The sequence below is a fragment of the Nocardioides marmoribigeumensis genome (genome assembly GCF_031458325.1).
Classification (GTDB): Bacteria; Actinomycetota; Actinomycetes; order Propionibacteriales; family Nocardioidaceae; genus Marmoricola_A; species Marmoricola_A marmoribigeumensis.
In genome coordinates this window covers 3,797,415-3,813,718 of sequence record NZ_JAVDYG010000001.1, presented here as the reverse complement: position 1 = coordinate 3,813,718, position 16,304 = coordinate 3,797,415, and the positions used below count along the sequence as shown (strand labels likewise).

Below are 16,304 nucleotides of genomic sequence, written 5' to 3'. Positions count from 1 at the left end.
GCGTCGCGGATGCGGCAGGATGCGAGCCATGAAGCTCAGCCACACGACGACGTACGACGCCCCGCTGGCCGAGGTGTTCGCCATGCTCACCGATCCCGCCTTCCGGGAGCACGCCGCCAAGGCCTCGGGGGTGATCGAGGTGAAGGTCGACGTCACCCAGCAGGACGAGGTCACCCAGGTGCGCATGGACCAGGTGCAGCCCGTCCAGGGCGTGCCGTCGTTCGCGACGAAGTTCGCCGGGGAGACCACGCAGGCCGTCGTGGTGGAGACCTGGGACAGCCAGGCCAGCTCGCACCTGGAGATCACGACCCCGGGCAAGCCGACCCGGGTCACCGGCGGCTACCGCCTCAGCGAGATCGGGGGCCGCACCACCCAGCAGTTCGAGGGCGAGTGCAAGGTCTCGGTCCCCCTCATCGGCGGCAAGCTCGAGAAGGTGATGGGCGACCTGTTCGTCCAGGGCCGCGAGAAGGAGGCGGCCGCCGGCGTCGCGTGGCTCCGTGGTGACAAGGGAGAGCGCGCGTGAAGTTCGAGCGCGTCCACGACTACCCCGCCCCGGCCTCCGAGGTCCTCGCGATGCTGCTCGACCCGGCCTTCCGCGAGGCGGTGTGCGCCTCCCAGGACGCCTTGAGCCACAGCGTGAGCGTCTCCTCCTCCGAGCCGCCCTCGACCGTCGAGGTCCGGCAGCGCCAGGACACCAGCGACGCCCCCGGTGCCGCGCGCAAGGTGATCGGCGACTCGGTGGAGACCGTGCAGCACGAGGAGTGGACCTCCGCCGACGCCGCGAGGCTGGACATCTCCATCCCGGGCAAGCCCGGCCACCTGCGCGGCCGCATCACGCTGGTCGACAACGGTGACGGCACCAGCACCGAGCTGTTCGACGCCGAGGTCAAGGTCAACATCCCGCTGGTCGGCGGCAAGCTCGAGGGGCTGATCGGCAAGATCCTCGGCAGCGGCCTGCGCCGCGAGCGCGAGACCGGCCTCAGGTGGTTGGCGGGCGACCGCTGAGGTCGTCCCGCGCGTCCTGCGTGTCCTGGGCGTCCTCGGCGGCGTTGCGCCGGTTGGCGTAGCGCACGGCGAACCACAGCACCACGAACGGCCCGAAGGCCACGAGGAGCACGAGCAGCTTCTCGTAGCCGTGCAGGCTCCCGAGGTGCTGGGCCACCAGCCAGACGGGGCTCACCGGCTCAGCCCATGGACGGGTAGCGGTAGTCGGTCGGCGGGACCAGCGTCTCCTTGATGCTGCGCGGGGAGGTCCACCGCAGCAGGTTGCTGGCCGCGCCCGCCTTGTCGTTGGTGCCCGAGGCCCGACCACCGCCGAACGGCTGCTGCCCCACGACCGCGCCCGTCGGCTTGTCGTTGACGTAGAAGTTGCCCGCGGCGAACCGCAGGCGCTCGCTCGCCCACGCCACGGCCCGGCGGTCCTGCGCGACCACCGACCCGGTGAGGGCGTAGGGCGCGAACGACTCCATCTGGTCGACGGCGTCCTCGAAGCGGTCGTCGTCGAAGACCGAGACCGCGAGGATCGGCCCGAAGTACTCGGTGCGGAACATCTCGTCGTCGGGGGTCGAGGACTCCACGATCGTCGGGCGGACGAACCACCCCACGCTGTCGTCGACCTTGCCGCCGGCCAGCACCTCGAGCTTGGAGGAGCGCTTCGCCCGGTTGATCGCCCGGCGGTGCTTGTCGAACGCCCGGTCGTCGATCACCGCGCCCATGAAGCTGGACAGGTCGGTGACGTCACCCACGGCGATCGCCTCGGTCTCCTCCACCAGCTGGTCCTTGATGCGCTCCCAGACCGACCGCGCGACGTACGCCCTGGACGCGGCGGAGCACTTCTGGCCCTGGTACTCGAAGGCGCCGCGGATCAGCGCGGTGCGCAGCACGTCGGGGTCGGCCGAGGGGTGCGCGACGACGAAGTCCTTGCCCCCGGTCTCCCCCACGATGCGGGGGTAGGAGCGGAAGCGGGTCAGGTTGTCCCCGATCGTGCGCCACAGCGACTGGAAGGTCGGCGTCGAGCCGGTGAAGTGCAGCCCCGCGAGGTCGGGGTGGGCCAGCGCGACGTCGGAGACCTCGGGTCCGGGCCCGGGCAGCAGGTTGATCACGCCCGGGGGCATCCCTGCCTCCTCGAGCAGCTCCATGGTGAGGCTGGCGGCGCGCTGCTGGGTCAGCGACGGCTTCCAGATGACGGTGTTGCCCATGAGGGCCGGCGCGGTCGGCAGGTTGCCGGCGATCGCGGTGAAGTTGAACGGGGTCACCGCGTAGACGAAGCCCTCGAGCGGACGGTGGTCGGTGCGGTTCCACACCCCCGGCGAGTTGGCGATCGGCTGCTCGGCGAGGACCTGCCGCGCGAAGTGGACGTTGAACCGCCAGAAGTCGATCAGCTCGCACGCCGCGTCGATCTCGGCCTGGAACGCGGTCTTGGACTGCCCGAGCATGGTCGCGGCGTTGAGCTGCTGCCGCCACGGACCGGCGAGCAGGTCGGCGGCCTTGAGCAGGATCGCCGCGCGGTCGTCGAACGACAGCGCCCGCCAGGCCGGGGCCGCCTCGGTCGCCGCGGCGATCGCCGCCCTCGTGTCGGCCTTGCTGGCCGCCTTGGTCACGCCGATCACGTGCTGGTGGTCGTGGGGCTGCACCACGCGGTGCTCGGGGCCTCCGCCCATCGTGTGCTCGCCGCCGATGACGGCCGGCAGGTCGGGCTGCTCGGCCTCCTGGCGGACCAGCTCGGCGAGGAGCGCCTCGCGCTCGGGGCTGCCGGGGGCGTAGGTGAGGTTGGGCTCGTTCACCGGCTGCGGGGTGTGCGTCACGGCGTCCATGACCCCGATCGTGCCACGACCCTCCGCGCTGGCTGAGGTGCGAGCGGACCGAACCCCGAAACCTAGCCGCGAAGGACCTCGAGGACCTGGCCGAGCTCCTGGGTGGCGAACCAGCCGAGGTCGTGGTCCTCCAGCGCCGCCGTCGCGGACGAGTCGCCGTCGCGCGCGGCGCGCACCAGCGGCTCCGCGTCGGCGTCGTCGGCCTGGACCGCCTCGACCCGCTTCAGCGGCACCTCGTGCGGCACCGAGACCAGGGCACCCTCGCGGGCGGTGGCGTTCGTCTCGAGCACGAGCACGACCCGGCGGGCGACCTCGCCGGTGAGCGCGACGGCGTCGGCCGCGGCGACCGCCAGGACGGCGTACTCCGCCTCCTCGTCGTCGGCGCCCACGCCGAGCTCGGCGCACACCTCGGGTGTCACGGCGTAGGCCGTGCGCTCCGGGTCGGCAGCGAGCCGGCCGGTCTCCTGGAGCTCGCGCAGCAGGGCCGGACCCGCGGGGAGGTAGACCCGCACGTCAGGACTCCTCGGTCGACTCAGCCATCGAGGGGGCCGTCCGCCGTGCGACCGCGCGGTGCCCGCATGCGCGTCTCGGAGGTGGTGTCGACCAGCTCGGCCAGCGCCTCGCTGAGGCACTGCCCGACGACGTCGACGTCGGGGATCGCGTCGCGGTCGGCGGTGATGCCGTAGTAGACCCCGCCGTCGTACGACGTCACGCCGATCGCCATCGCGTGGTCCGGCAGCAGCGGCTGGGCGGGATAGGTCTCGAGCATCCGGGCCCCGGCGGCGTAGAGCGGGAACTGCGGTCCGGGGACGTTGGTGACCACCAGGTTGAACTCGCGACCGCGGGAGTCGGCCGCGACCCGGGCACCGAGGGCGTGGAACGTGGTGGGCGCGAACCCGCCGACCCCGATCAGCCGCAGCGCGGAGACCGCCTTGCCGGTGTCCTTGTGGGCCTTGAGGGCGTAGGAGACCTGGTGGAGCCGCACGACCGGGCTGGACTCGCCGATCGGCAGGGCGAGGACGGTGCCGGTGACCTGGCTGCCGAGCGAGGTCGGCTCGAGGTCGTTGTCGAGCACGGACATCGGGACCATCGCGCGGAGCTGCCGGCTGCTGTGCACCGACTCCGCACGCGTCATCAGCCAGAACCGCAGCGCACCGGTGACGGTGGCGAGCACGACGTCGTTGACCGTGGCGCCGTGGAAGCGGCGGACCTGGCGGTAGTCGTCGAGGTCGGTGCGCACCGTGTGGAAGCGGCGCTGCTGCGAGAGCGTGGTCTGCAGCGGGCTCTCGGGCGCCGATCGCCCGGCCCGGACGCCGAGGGCGAGCGGGTTGTGCCGCAGCGCGGCCCGGGCGACGGCCCGGGCGGGCGCGGTCACGTCGGGAGCGGCGGCGCGGGTCTGGGCCGCGGCGGCCAGCATGCTCAGCGCGGACGGCTCGCGGCGGGGCACCCAGTCGTCGGGGATGCGCTCGCGCGCCACGGTGTCGTGGTCGAGGATGACCTGGCCCAGGTCGATCGTCGAGACGCCGTCGACGAGCGTCTGGTGGGACTTGGCCAGGATCGCCACGCGCCCGTCCTCGAGCCCCTCGATGAGGTACATCTCCCACAGCGGTCGGCTGCGGTCGAGCGGGCGGGCGATGATGCGGGAGACCAGCTCCTCGAGCTGGGCCATCGTGCCCGGTCGGGGCACGGCGGACTCGCGCACGTGGTAGGTCAGGTCGAAGTCGGCGTCATCGACCCACACCGGCGCGGCGAGACCGCCCGGCACCGGGAGGAGCCGCTGGCGGTAGCGCGGCACGAAGGCCAGCCGGTCACCGATCAGCGCGAGCAGCCTCGCGTGGTCGAAGCCCTCGGGTCCTGGCTCGAAGACCTCGACGGTCGCCACGTGCATGGGCGGGCCGCCCGACTCGATGTCGAGCAGGGCCACGTCCCCCGGGCGCAGTCGCTCCACCGCGTGCCCTCCTCCGCTCGGCGTCGCCTGACGTGGGATTGTTTCACTGATCGACGCCCGGACGACCGCTGACCACCCAGGAGTGAGTGTGAAGGTCTTCACGCACGGCATCGGCGGCGCGCAGGACCTCCCGATCTCGCTGCCGTTCGCCCTGGCCGGCGGCGCTGCCGCCCTCGCCGTCTCGTTCGCCGTGCTGGTGCTGGCGTGGCGGCGGCCGCGGTTCGACGGTGAGACCGCGGGCCGCCCCCTCCCGGCCGCGCTCGCCCGAGCCGTCGACGGAGGCCCGGTCTCCTGGGCGTTGCGGCTGCTCGGCTTCGTCTTCACCGGCTACGTCATCTGGGCGGCGCACTTCGGCCCCGACTCGGCGATCAACCCCACCCTCGGCGTGGTCTACGTGTGGCTGTGGGTGGGGCTGGTGCCGATGTCGCTGCTGTTCGGACCCTTCTACCGCGCGGTCAACCCGCTGCGGACCGTCCACCTCCTGCTGTCCCGGGTGACCGGCGGCGACCCCGACGAGGGCGTGGCCACCCTGCCGCCGTGGGTCGGCGTGTGGCCGGCCGCGTTCGGCATCTTCGCCTTCACCTGGCTCGAGCTGGTCTACCCGCGCTCGAGCTTCCTCGGGCCCGTGCAGCTGTGGTTCGCGGTCTACTTCGCGGTGGTGCTCGTGGGCGCCGCGGTCTTCGGCCAGCGGTGGATCGCGGCCGCCGACCCCTTCGAGGCCTACTCGACGCTCGTCGGCCACCTCTCGGTGTTCGGGCGGCGCGCCGACGGCGTGCTGGTCGTCCGCTCCCCCCTGGCCAACCTCGACGGGCTGCGGCCCGTGCCCGGTCTCCTGGCCCTGACCGGCATCCTGCTCGGCAGCACGGCGTTCGACTCGTTCAAGGAGTCCCTCGCCTGGCTGCGGGTCACCACCGACCTCGGGGTCGACAAGAGCCTGCTCGACACCCTGGCGCTGATGGGCTTCTGGCTCCTGGTCGCCGGGCTGTTCGGGCTCGCCACGCTCGCCGCACCGTCCGCCGGCGACGGCTACCGCGGCGACCTGCCGCTGAGGTTCGCCCCGTCACTGGTCCCGATCATCGTGGGCTACGTCATCGCCCACTACCTCACGCTGCTGGTGGAGTACGGCCAGCAGACGCTGGTCTACCTCAGCGACCCGATGGGCGACGGCTCCGACCTGCTGGGCACCGCCGACCTCCAGGTGAGCTACTGGCTCTCGCAGCACCAGACGCTGCTGGCCTACACCAAGGTGGTCTCGATCGTCGGTGGCCACGTGCTCGGCGTCGTGGCGGCGCACGACAAGGCGATGAAGCTCCTGCCCCGCCGCCACCAGCTCACCGGCCAGCTGCCGCTGCTGGTGGTGATGGTGGTCTTCACCGTCGGCGGGCTCTACCTGCTGCTCACCGTCTGAGCGCGGCGCCCGCGGTCAGGGCGGCCGCCACCCGGGCCAGCCCGGTGCCCAGGCGCGTGGCCCCCCGTGGGTCGACCTGCGCCACGGTGCGTCCCCCGACCAGCGCCTTGTCGGCGGTGGCCGGGTCGTCGGGCACGAACACGACCGACGCCGCGGGGCAGAGCCGGGCGACCATGTCGGTCACGTCGCGCTCGCGCCAGCCCAGCCCGGACCGCATGCGGTTGACCACGACCACCGAGGGCCCGCCGGGGCGCACCGCGCGCAGGTCCACCAGGGACCGGGCGAGCCGGGTCAGGCCCACGGGGTCCGGCGAGGCCACGACCAGCACCTCGTCGACCGCCTCCAGCACGCCGCTGACCAGCGCTTCGCGCGTGCGCGGGACCGGCAGCCCGGGAGCGGGCGGTGGCTCGAGGCCGGCGCCCGCGTCGACCAGCACGAGGTCGGCCAGCGCACGCGTGACGTCGAGGACGTCGCCGAGGGGCCCGGGGCGGACCTCCTGCCAGCGGTCGGCCCGCGGCAGGCCGGTGAGCACCGCCAGCCCCGGCTCCACCGTGCGGGCACTCGCGGCCAGACGAGCCGGGTCGAGCGACCCGGCGTTGGCCAGGCGCACCGCGCCGAGCAGTCCCGACGCCTCGTCGAGGACCCCCAGGTGCTGGCCCACCGCGCCGCCGTGCGGGTCGGCGTCGACGACCACCACCGGCACGCCCTGCGCCGCCAGCACCGCGCCCAGGCCGACCGCGACCGTCGTACGGCCGGGGGCGCCGTGGGCGCCCCACACCGCGACGAGGCGCCCCTCGGCACCCTCGGGAAGAGGCACGGGGCCGGGGAGGTCCGGGCCGGCGGCTGCCACGTCGTGCACGACGGCCTCGCGCACCACCCGGGCGAGGTCGGCGCCGACCGCGGCGGCGGGCAGGACCGAGGCGACGCCCAGCCGCTCGAGGCGCTCGCACTCCTGGGAGTACGACGACGCGCTGGTGCCGGCGTCCGCCACGACCACGACCACCCTGACCCCCGCGGAGGCCAGCCGGTCGACCGCGTCGCGGTCGAGCCCGTGGCTGCGGTGACCGACCACCGCCACCTGGGCGGTGCCACTGGTGGCGGTGGCGAGCAGCTCGGTCAGGTCGAGGCAGCGGCGCAGCAGCACGAGGTCGCGTGTGCCCTGGAGGGTGTCGAGGGCGGGTCGCTCCCAGTCCTCGCCGTCACCGGCGAGCAGCACGCCGAGGCGGGCGCCGTCCGCGCCCGTCACGGGCGCCCCACGAGCAGGGCGGTGCCCCTGCCGAGGGCCTCGACCACCGGCGCGACGTCGGTCGAGGCCGGCAGCCCGACCACGACCTGCTGCAGCGCCTCCGGGCCGCCGACTCCCCCGCGGCCGACGGCCAGCACCGGGACGTCCTCCAGCAGCAGCCGGCTCGCCGTCGCGGACGCGCCCGGTGCGCCGGCCGACGCGGAGCCGCCTGCCTCACGCGGGACGGCCCACACGTCGACGCGGGTGCCGACCCGCACGGCCGGCGGCACGGCTCCGGACGGGAGCGTGAGCGGGAGCTGGCGCAGCGACCCGCCCCCGGCGCGCACGGCGTCGGCGGGCACGAGCTCGCCCTCGCCGAGGTCGCGGGTGGCGACCAGGCCGGCGCCCAGGGGCGCATCTGCTGAGAGGTAGCGGCCGGCGTCGGCCTCGGAGGAGAAGCGCACGCGCACCACACGCACGTCGGAGGCGGTGAGGCCGGCCCCTGCCGCGACGGGGCCGTCGGTGGCCCACACCGGCGTCGTGTCGTCACCCGAGGCGAGCAGGCGGGCGCCCAGCAGGACCGAGGCGCAGACCAGCAGGAGGCCCACCACGAGGCGCGGGTCGCGCCAGCCGGGGCGCACCAGCCGGACTGCCGGCGGCGGGGCTGGCACGTCGGTGCGGCCGTCCTGCCGGGGAGGAGCTGTCGAGGTCACGCGGACTTGATACCCCCTCCGGCACCACCCGAACGAGAGTTGTCCACAGGCCGGGGCAAATTCCGTCCTCGTGTGGTCCCAGGTGTCACGATGGCCCCATGACCGACGGTCCGCGGTTCCTCACGCTCAACGACGTGGCCGAGGTGCTCAACACCTCGCTCGCGCAGGTCAGCGCGCTGGTGCAGCGGGGCGAGATCCGGGCCCTCAAGATCGGCGGGCGGGGGCAGTGGCGCATCGAGCGCGACGAGCTCGAGGCCTTCATCCAGCGGATGTACGCCGAGACCGAGGCCCAGATCAAGGGCCAGACCAAGACCTGACCTGACCTGACGCGACCGGCTCGGCGAGCCCGTCCCTGGCCGACCCTGGCCCCTCAGGCCGGCGAGACCGCGACGACCACCGCGAGCGGCAGCACCTCGACGTGCCCGGCCTCGCCGACCACCTCGACGAAGTCGGCCCCCAGCCTCGCCAGCGCCCCGGTGCGACGCTCGCCGTCGGTGCGCACGACCGTGACCCGCTCGACCTCCTCGGCGAGGTGGCGCAGCGCCGAGGCGAGCCCGAGCCGGGCGGTCACGCGACGCAGCTCCTCCGGCCGCGCGCCGGGGTCCAGGCCCGACGCGCCGCGCAGGTGGTCGAGGTTGAGCACCGCGGCCTGCGCGCCCGGACGCGCCTCGCGGACCACGGCACATCCCCGGCCCGCCCGCTCCAGGACGACCTCACGCCGGCCCCAGCCCGGCAGGTCCAGCTGGACCACCCGGCCGACCGAGGCGTGCAGACGCGCCGCCAGGTCGACCTCGGCGTACTCCGCCCGGCCCAGCTCCGCCACATCGACGTCGCGCGCCGCCAGCGCCAGCCCCTCGGCCTGCTGCTCGAGGTCGTCGAGCACGCCCAGCAGTCGCTCTTCCCAGCCCATCGGTCCACCGTGCCAGCCCACCGCGTCCTCCACAAGATCGAGGCCAAACTCTTGCAAACTCAGTCAAACACGGGTTAAGACTGGTCATCGACTTGTTCGACCCGATCGGAGCACCCGTGTCCCCCACCTCCCGAGGCCTGCGCCTGGTCCTGGCGACCGGCGCGCTGCAGAGCCTCGCCGTGGCCGCCACCACCGTCTCGGTCCGCGGCCTCCGCGCCGCCGCGGCGACGCTGGTCGGGCCGGGGCACGGAGCGGGCCTGGCCCCCGGCGACCCGGCTCGGGTGTCCGCGGCCCTCGAGGCCACCGCCTGGACCGGGATGGCGATCTGCGGCGCGTGGTTCGCCGCCGCCGTGCTCGCCTGCGCCCGTGACCTGGGACGCCACCCCTCCCGTCCGGCGCCGCGCGCCGCCCGGGCGTGCCTGCGCCCGGCCTTCGTCCGCTCGCTCCTCGTGGTCCTGGTCGGCGGCTGCCTGACGACCCCCGGCGCCCAGCCGGTGGCCGACCACCCGGCTCACCCGCGCGGCTGGGGGCTCCTCGACGGCCTGCCGCTGCCCGGCCTGCCGACCGGCGCCGCTCCCGAGCGCGCAGCGCACCCGCGCGAGACCCACCGGCACCCCCGGGTCGCGCCCCGCACCGTGACGGCACGGCCCGGCGACTGCCTGTGGAGCATCACCGCGACGCTGCTCGGTCCGTCGGCCTCCGACGGGCAGGTCGCTCGCGCGTGGCCCCGGCTGCACCGCCTCAACCGGGCGACCCTCGGGCCCGACCCGGACGTGCTCGTCGCCGGCGCCCGGCTCGTCGTCCCGGACGGCTGGCGCGCGGCGACCTCCCCCGGCTCCCCCGACTCCCCGCACCCCGTCCGCACCCGACCCGCAGGAGCAGCACGATGACCCGTCCCCGGCCCCAGGCCCTTCCCGCGCCGGTGGTCACCCGCCTCGTCCCCGAGCCCCAGGACCCCGCGCGACCCGTCGTGCAGGGCACCCTGGCCCTCCACCTCGTCCCCGACGAGCCCGGCCCCCTCAACCCGGGACCCGTCACCGCGCCACCCGCGTGCCGCACTCCTGACGTCGCGGACCGCGAGCTGCGCGCGTGGACGGTGCGCTTCGCGCAGGCGCTGGTCGAGGTGGTCGGCGGTCACCGGCCGGTCGGTCAGCTCGTGCGGTGGACCAGCCGCGAGGTCTTCCGCGACCTCGAGCGCCGCACGCGCCTGGTGCAGCTCGCGGCGACCACCGACGCCGACGCCCTGCCCCTGCGGTCCACAGCCCTGGCCCAGGTGCGCAGCGTGCACGTCAGCCGCCCGGCGCCGTCGGTCGCCGAGGTGAGCGTGCACCTGCGCCAGGGCAGGCGCTCGCGCGCCCTCGCCCTGCGCCTGGACCGGCAGCAGGAGCGCTGGGTGTGTACGGCGCTCGAGCTCAGCTGATGCGGGCGGTCGTGCCGTCGGGACCGTTGGGGCTCCCGTGGCACTTCTTGTACTTCTTGCCCGAGCCGCAGGGGCACAGCGCGTTGCGCCCGATGCCGGAGTAGCTGTCGTCGGCGGCACCGTCGCGGTGCACCTCGGTCTCCCCCGTCTCGGTCGGCGCGCTGTAGGTCAGCTCCGACTGCGGCTGCTGCGGCCGGTCGAGACCCTTGGCATGGATCTGCGGGTGGGCCTGCGAGGTCTGCGCCGCCGCGGCCGCGCTGATCTCGAAGGGGGTCTCGCCGTCCGGGACCGCCTGCTCGTCCTCGTCCTCGGCGCCGACCTCCACCTCGATGTTGAACAGGAAGCCGACCGACTCCTCCTTGATCGCGTCCATCATCGCGGTGAACATGTCGAAGCCCTCGCGCTGGTACTCCACCAGCGGGTCGCGCTGGGAGTAGGCGCGCAGGCCGATGCCCTCGCGGAGGTAGTCCATCTCGTAGAGGTGCTCGCGCCACTTGCGGTCGAGCACCGAGAGCACGACGCGCCGCTCGAGCTCACGCATCACCTCGTCGCCGAACTCGGCCTCGCGGGCGGCGTACGCCGCGTGGGCGTCGGCCCGCAGCTGGTCGACCAGCTCCTCGCGGTCGAGCCCGTCGATGCCGCCGGCCTCCGCGACCACCTGGTCGAGCCTGAGGCCGACCGGCCACAGCTGCTTGAGGGCGGTCCAGAGCTTCTCCAGGTCCCACTCCTCGGGGAACCCGGAGGTCGCCTCGCCGACGTAGGAGGCGACCACGTCGTCGATCATGGTGCTGATCTGGTCGTGCAGGTCGGCGCCCTCGAGGACCGCGCGGCGCTCGGCGTAGATCACCTCGCGCTGACGGCTCATCACGTCGTCGTACTTCAGGACGTTCTTGCGGGAGTCGAAGTTCTGCGCCTCGACCTGGCTCTGCGCCGACGCGATGGAGTTGGTCACGCGCTTGTTCTCGATCGGCACGTCGTCGGGGACCTTGAGGGTGGTCAGCACCCAGTCGACCCAGTCCGACTTGAACAGCCGCATGAGCTCGTCCTGCAGCGAGAGGTAGAACCGCGACTCGCCCGGGTCGCCCTGACGACCGGACCGACCACGCAGCTGGTTGTCGATGCGGCGCGACTCGTGCCGCTCGGTGCCGAGGACGTAGAGGCCGCCGAGCTCCTTGACCTCGTCGTGCTCGGCGCCGACCTGGGCCTTGATCCGCTCGACCATGGCCGGCCACGCCGCTTCGTACTCGTCGGCGTGCTCGACCGGGTCGAGGCCCTGCTTGCGCAGCTCGTCGTCGGCGAGGAAGTCCACCGAGCCACCGAGCATGATGTCGGTGCCTCGACCGGCCATGTTGGTCGCGACCGTGACCGCGCCCTTGTGACCGGCGAGCGCCACGATCTTGGCCTCGTTGGCGTGGGCCTTGGCGTTGAGGACCGAGTGCGGGACGCCGTGCTTCTTGAGCAGAGCGGAGAGGTACTCCGACTTCTCCACCGAGACCGTGCCGACCAGCACCGGCTGGCCCACGCGGTGCCGCTCGGCGATGTCCTTGGCGACGGCCTCGTACTTCGCCTCCTCGGTGCGGTAGACCAGGTCGGGCTGGTCGATGCGCGCCATGGGGCGGTTGGTCGGGATCGGCACGACGCCGAGCTTGTAGATCTTGTCGAACTCGCTGGCCTCGGTCATCGCCGTGCCGGTCATGCCGCCGAGCTTGTCGTAGAGGCGGAAGTAGTTCTGCAGCGTGATCGTGGCGAGGGTCTGGTACTCCTCGCGGATCTTGACGCCCTCCTTGGCCTCGATCGCCTGGTGCAGGCCCTCGTTGTAGCGGCGGCCGTGGAGCATGCGGCCGGTGTGCTCGTCGACGATGAGCACCTCGTCGTCGATGACGACGTACTCCTTGTCGTTGCGGAACAGCTCCTTGGCCTTGATCGCGTTGTTCATGAACGAGATCAGCGGGGTGTTCACCGAGTCGTAGAGGTTGTCGATGCCGAGGTAGTCCTCGACCTTGGTGATGCCGCCCTCGAGCACCGAGACGGTGCGCTTCTTCTCGTCGACCTCGTAGTCCTCGTCCTTGACCATGCGCTCGGCGATGGTCGCGAACTCGGGGTACCACCGGACCTCGTCCTGGGTGGGGCCGGAGATGATCAGCGGGGTCCGGGCCTCGTCGATGAGGATCGAGTCGACCTCGTCGACGATCGCGAAGTAGTGGCCGCGCTGGACGCACTCCTCCAGCGAGTTGGCCATGTTGTCGCGCAGGTAGTCGAAGCCGAACTCGTTGTTGGTGCCGTAGGTGATGTCGCAGGCGTAGGCCTCGCGCCGCGCCGAGCGGCTCATGTCCGGGACGATCATGCCGGTGGTCAGGCCGAGGAAGCCGTAGACGCGGCCCATCCACTCCGCGTGGTAGGTCGCGAGGTAGTCGTTGACGGTGACCACGTGCACGCCCTTGCCGGTCAGGGCGTTGAGGTACGTCGGGAGGGTCGCGACGAGCGTCTTGCCCTCACCGGTCTTCATCTCGGCGATGTTGCCGAGGTGCAGGGCCGCGCCGCCCATGATCTGCACGGGGTAGTGCCGCTGCCCGAGCACCCGCTTGGCGGCCTCACGGACGGTCGCGAACGCCTCGGGCATGAGGTCGTCGAGGCTCTCGCCGTCGGCGTGGCGCTTCTTGAGCTCGTCGGTCATGCCGCGCAGCTCGTCGTCGCTCATCGAGACGAAGTCGTCCTCGATCGCGTCGACGGCCTTGGCGACGGCCTCGAGCTGACGGAGGATCTTGCCCTCGCCGATGCGCAGGATCTTGTCGATGATGGCAGGCACGGCTGCACTCTACCTACAGACCTGCAGCGGCCCACGGCCCCCGAGCGCGCGCACCGCCGCGTCGAGACTCGCGGCCAGGTCCCCACGGGGCCGGACCTCCACCCGCTCCAGCCCCAGCCACACGGCCAGCACGGCGAGCTCGCCCGCCAGCGCCTCAGCGGTGGACGCCGGGGCGTCGTGCTCGGCGAAGGACCCCTGCACGACCAGGACTCCCGCGGCCCGGTCGGCCTTGAGGTCCACCCGCGCGACCAGGGTGTCGCCGAGCAGGAAGGGCAGGACGTAGTAGCCGTGGACGCGCTTGGCCGCCGGCACGTAGATCTCGATGCGGTAGCGGAAGCCGAACAGCGCCTCGGCACGCGAGCGCTCCCAGACCACCGGGTCGAAGGGGCTCAGCAGCGCGGCCGCGTCGACGCGGCGGGGCAGCCGCGCGTCGCGGTGGAGGTACGCCGGCCGGCGCCAGCCCTCGACCTGCACCGGCAGCAGGGTCCCGTCCTCGACCAGCTCGGCCACGGCCTGCCGGGTCGGCGCCACGTCCATGCGGAAGTAGTCGCGCAGGCACTGCACGGTGGCCACCCCGTGGGAGCGGGCCGCCCGCTCGACCAGCTGCCGAGCCGCCTCCTCCGGCGCCGGGGCGGGGGCGGCGAGCACCGCGGGGGGCAGCACGCGCTCGGGGACGTCGTACAGCCGCTCGAAGGCGGGGCCCCGCCCGGCGACCGTGACCCGGCCGGCGAAGAAGAGGTACTCCAGCGCCTGCTTGGCCGCCGACCAGTTCCAGCCCCAGTGGTCCGTGGTGCGCTCGACGTCGCCCTCGACGTCGCGGGCGCTGACCGGCCCGCGCTCGCGCACCTCTTCGAGCACCCACTGCACCAGGTCCGGCTGCTCGCGCGCGATGCGGCGAGGACCGCCCCACGCCTTGGTCTCCGCGGTCGCCATGCGGTGCTGCATCAACGGCCACAGCTCGACCGGCATGTAGGCCGCCTCGTGGGCCCAGTACTCCACCAGTCGACGGGGTCGCTGCTCGGCGGCGCGGGTCAGCAGGGAGGTGTCGTAGGGACCCATCCGGCTGAACAGCGGCATGTAGTGGGCGCGCTGCAGCACGTTGACCGAGTCGATCTGGAGGACGCCGGTGCGCCCCAGGGTGCGCAGCAGCGTGCGCATCGTCGGGGCGGCGTGGGGCGCGTCCAGGAACCCCTGGGCGGCCAGCGCGACGCGACGCGCCTGCGCCAGCGAGAGCGAGTCGGTCAGCGCCGGCTCACGGGATCTCGAGCAGCTTCTCCCGCACGGCGTACATCACGGCCTCGACGCGGGAGTGCAGCTGGAGCTTCTCCAAGATGTTGCGCACGTGGTTCTTGACGGTGTTCTCGCTGATGAACAGCTGCTTGGCGATCTCGCGGTTGTTGAGGCCGTGGGCCACCAGGCGCAGGACCTCGAGCTCGCGCTCGGTGAGCTTGGGGCCGGGGCTGAGGTTGCGGTCGCCGCGCGACATCTGCTTGAACTCGTCGAGCAGCTTGATCGCCATCGAGGGGCTGATCAGGGACTGGCCGTCGGCCACGACGCGGATCGCCTGGGAGACCTCGTCGATCGAGGAGTCCTTGAGCAGGTAGCCCGAGGCCCCGCTCTTGACCGCGTCGTAGAGGTCGCCCTCGTCGTCGCTGACGGTGAGCATGATGATGCGGGCGCCGGGCGCCGCGTCCTTGATCGAGGCGCAGGCCTCGATGCCGTTCTGCTTGGGCATCCGCACGTCCATGAGGACCACGTCGGGGGCCTCGGTGTGGCACAGACCGACCGCCTCGGCCCCGCTGGAGGCCTCGCCCACGACGTCGATGTCCGGCTCGACGTTGAGCAGCATGGTGAGGCCGCGGCGGAAGAGCTCCTGGTCGTCGACGACCAGGACCCGGATGGCGCTGTCGGCGACCTGACCGTTGGCCACGGAGCTTGCGGGGAGGTTCACAGAAGGGATCATGGCACGATCGGGCTACGTGCTCAGCAAAATCCGGACGTACGACCTACGTCGCCGCCACACGGGACCAGGGTCTCGAACTAGCCAAATTGGGCGAGATCACGACTAGTCACCCTTCAGCCGGGCGGTCGCCCGCTCAGGCGGGGTTCTCCAGGTCCAGGGAGATCACGCCGTAGTCGTAGCCCCGGCGGCGGTAGACGACCGACGGGCGACGGCTCCCCTCCTCGACGAAGAGGAAGAAGTCGTGGCCGACCAGCTCCATCTCGTAGAGCGCCTGGTCGAGGTTCATCGGGGTCGCGGCGTGGGTCTTCTCGCGCACCACCATCGGGCCCTCGGCGGTCACGCCCGCGTGGGCCGCCGCGTCGTCGGTCGACTCCTCGGACTCGGCGCCGACGCTGCCGTTGACCAGCGCGGCGGTCGCCTGCGCCACGGACACCGGCGCGTGCCGCCCGCGGTGGACCCGCTTGCGGTCGGCCGCGCGACGCATCTGCGCGCTCATCTTGTCCAGCGCCAGGTCGAGGGCGGCCATCTTGTCGTCGGCCGCCGCCTCCGCGCGCACCACCGGACCCTTGGTGAAGGCGGTGAGCTCGACCTTGACGCAGCGGTCGTGCTGGCGCGGGTTGCGCTCCTTCTCGACCTCGACCTCGATCCGGATCACCTTCTGGTCGTGCTTCTCGAGGCGGGCCAGCTTGTCCTGCACGTGCTCACGGAACCTGTCCGTGATCTCCCCGTGTCGGGCGTTGACGACGATGTCCATGCCTACCTCCGGTCCTCGTGAGTTCCCGTTCGGGCGATCCACCTGCCAGCGAGTGTGACAGCAGCAGTGACAGCGCTGAGAGTGGAGCCCGCCCGGCCGACCTGGTCTTCGACCCCACAACCGCCTGCTGAGGCTCTCGCGGCTTCTCTGCCACTACCCACCTTCTCGGCGCTGACCCCTGCATCTGGCAGGGACCGGCCGGCAGGACTTACCTCTAAGCCGCACCGTGATCGTCCGGCACGCCCGCGGACGGGGGCACCGGGCTTACGTGGACCGTTTCGCCTGCGACTGGCATCGGCTTGCCGGGAGGCCTGGGCGAGCACGGCCCCGAGCGGGGCACTGCT

17 protein-coding genes are annotated in these 16,304 nt (G+C 72.8%); 6 read left to right on the top strand and 11 right to left on the bottom strand.

What is annotated here, in order from left to right:
* The first annotated feature begins 28 nt into the window (after positions 1–28).
* Positions 29–523: a DUF2505 domain-containing protein gene (locus J2S63_RS18085; protein ID WP_310305178.1), complete on the top strand. Its 495-nt coding sequence runs from the start codon at positions 29–31 to the stop codon at positions 521–523.
* On the top strand, positions 520–1,005 hold the full coding sequence (locus tag J2S63_RS18080) for a DUF2505 domain-containing protein (protein WP_310305174.1): 486 nt from the start codon (positions 520–522) through the stop codon (positions 1,003–1,005). The genes J2S63_RS18085 and J2S63_RS18080 overlap by 4 nt, the downstream gene beginning before the upstream one ends.
* Here J2S63_RS18080 and J2S63_RS18075 read toward each other — a convergent pair.
* The 4 genes from J2S63_RS18075 to J2S63_RS18060 all read right to left on the bottom strand — a co-directional run bounded on the left by J2S63_RS18075 (position 980) and on the right by J2S63_RS18060 (position 4,761).
* Positions 980–1,180 (bottom strand): hypothetical protein, encoded by a 201-nt coding sequence (locus J2S63_RS18075; protein ID WP_310305172.1) that lies wholly within the window; start codon positions 1,178–1,180, stop codon positions 980–982. The genes J2S63_RS18080 and J2S63_RS18075 overlap by 26 nt on opposite strands.
* A gap of 4 nt (positions 1,181–1,184) precedes the next feature.
* On the bottom strand, positions 1,185–2,813 hold the full coding sequence (gene pruA / locus J2S63_RS18070; RefSeq protein WP_310305170.1) for an L-glutamate gamma-semialdehyde dehydrogenase: 1,629 nt from the start codon (positions 2,811–2,813) through the stop codon (positions 1,185–1,187).
* A 62-nt stretch (positions 2,814–2,875) separates the two neighbouring features.
* Positions 2,876–3,325 (bottom strand): DUF6912 family protein, encoded by a 450-nt coding sequence (locus J2S63_RS18065; RefSeq protein WP_310305168.1) that lies wholly within the window; start codon positions 3,323–3,325, stop codon positions 2,876–2,878.
* Positions 3,326–3,345: 20 nt separating this feature from the next.
* Positions 3,346–4,761: a WS/DGAT/MGAT family O-acyltransferase gene (locus J2S63_RS18060; protein WP_310305166.1), complete on the bottom strand. Its 1,416-nt coding sequence runs from the start codon at positions 4,759–4,761 to the stop codon at positions 3,346–3,348.
* A gap of 88 nt (positions 4,762–4,849) precedes the next feature.
* Between J2S63_RS18060 and J2S63_RS18055 the strand changes: the two genes are divergently transcribed.
* Positions 4,850–6,169: a hypothetical protein gene (locus J2S63_RS18055; RefSeq protein WP_310305164.1), complete on the top strand. Its 1,320-nt coding sequence runs from the start codon at positions 4,850–4,852 to the stop codon at positions 6,167–6,169.
* Here J2S63_RS18055 and J2S63_RS18050 read toward each other — a convergent pair.
* Together J2S63_RS18050 and J2S63_RS18045 are read right to left on the bottom strand one after the other, a co-directional pair.
* Positions 6,159–7,415 (bottom strand): CpaE/TadZ family protein, encoded by a 1,257-nt coding sequence (locus J2S63_RS18050; RefSeq protein WP_310305161.1) that lies wholly within the window; start codon positions 7,413–7,415, stop codon positions 6,159–6,161. The two genes, J2S63_RS18055 and J2S63_RS18050, sit on opposite strands and share 11 nt — an antisense overlap.
* Entirely contained in the window at positions 7,412–8,107 is a 696-nt protein-coding gene (locus J2S63_RS18045; RefSeq protein ID WP_310305158.1) for a CpaB family protein, read from the bottom strand. The genes J2S63_RS18050 and J2S63_RS18045 overlap by 4 nt, the downstream gene beginning before the upstream one ends.
* Before the next feature lie 98 nt (positions 8,108–8,205).
* Between J2S63_RS18045 and J2S63_RS18040 the strand changes: the two genes are divergently transcribed.
* A complete protein-coding gene (locus J2S63_RS18040; protein WP_310305155.1) occupies positions 8,206–8,424 on the top strand; it encodes a helix-turn-helix domain-containing protein in 219 nt (72 codons plus the stop codon).
* A 53-nt stretch (positions 8,425–8,477) separates the two neighbouring features.
* On the opposite strand, the gene J2S63_RS18035 is transcribed toward J2S63_RS18040, so the two are convergent.
* Positions 8,478–9,017 carry a hypothetical protein gene (locus J2S63_RS18035; protein WP_310305152.1) on the bottom strand — a complete coding sequence of 180 codons (540 nt, stop codon included), beginning with the start codon at positions 9,015–9,017 and terminating at the stop codon, positions 8,478–8,480.
* 116 nt (positions 9,018–9,133) lie between these two features.
* Between J2S63_RS18035 and J2S63_RS18030 the strand changes: the two genes are divergently transcribed.
* Both J2S63_RS18030 and J2S63_RS18025 read left to right on the top strand, forming a co-directional pair.
* The gene (locus J2S63_RS18030; RefSeq protein WP_310305150.1) at positions 9,134–9,907 is read left to right on the top strand and encodes a LysM peptidoglycan-binding domain-containing protein; all 774 of its coding nucleotides are present in this window, start codon (positions 9,134–9,136) and stop codon (positions 9,905–9,907) included.
* Positions 9,904–10,437 (top strand): Rv3235 family protein, encoded by a 534-nt coding sequence (locus J2S63_RS18025; RefSeq protein WP_310305147.1) that lies wholly within the window; start codon positions 9,904–9,906, stop codon positions 10,435–10,437. The genes J2S63_RS18030 and J2S63_RS18025 overlap by 4 nt, the downstream gene beginning before the upstream one ends.
* On the opposite strand, the gene secA is transcribed toward J2S63_RS18025, so the two are convergent.
* The 4 genes from secA to hpf all read right to left on the bottom strand — a co-directional run bounded on the left by secA (position 10,430) and on the right by hpf (position 15,960).
* Positions 10,430–13,243, bottom strand: a complete 2,814-nt coding sequence (secA, locus tag J2S63_RS18020) for a preprotein translocase subunit SecA (RefSeq protein WP_310305145.1) — start codon at positions 13,241–13,243, stop codon at positions 10,430–10,432. The two genes, J2S63_RS18025 and secA, sit on opposite strands and share 8 nt — an antisense overlap.
* Before the next feature lie 9 nt (positions 13,244–13,252).
* Positions 13,253–14,401, bottom strand: coding sequence for a winged helix-turn-helix domain-containing protein (locus J2S63_RS18015; protein WP_310305142.1), 1,149 nt, complete (start codon positions 14,399–14,401; stop codon positions 13,253–13,255).
* Between the two features lie 94 nt (positions 14,402–14,495).
* Positions 14,496–15,194, bottom strand: a complete 699-nt coding sequence (locus tag J2S63_RS18010; RefSeq protein ID WP_310305139.1) for a response regulator — start codon at positions 15,192–15,194, stop codon at positions 14,496–14,498.
* A 145-nt stretch (positions 15,195–15,339) separates the two neighbouring features.
* Entirely contained in the window at positions 15,340–15,960 is a 621-nt protein-coding gene (gene hpf / locus J2S63_RS18005) for a ribosome hibernation-promoting factor, HPF/YfiA family (protein ID WP_310305137.1), read from the bottom strand.
* Positions 15,961–16,304 lie beyond the last annotated feature (344 nt).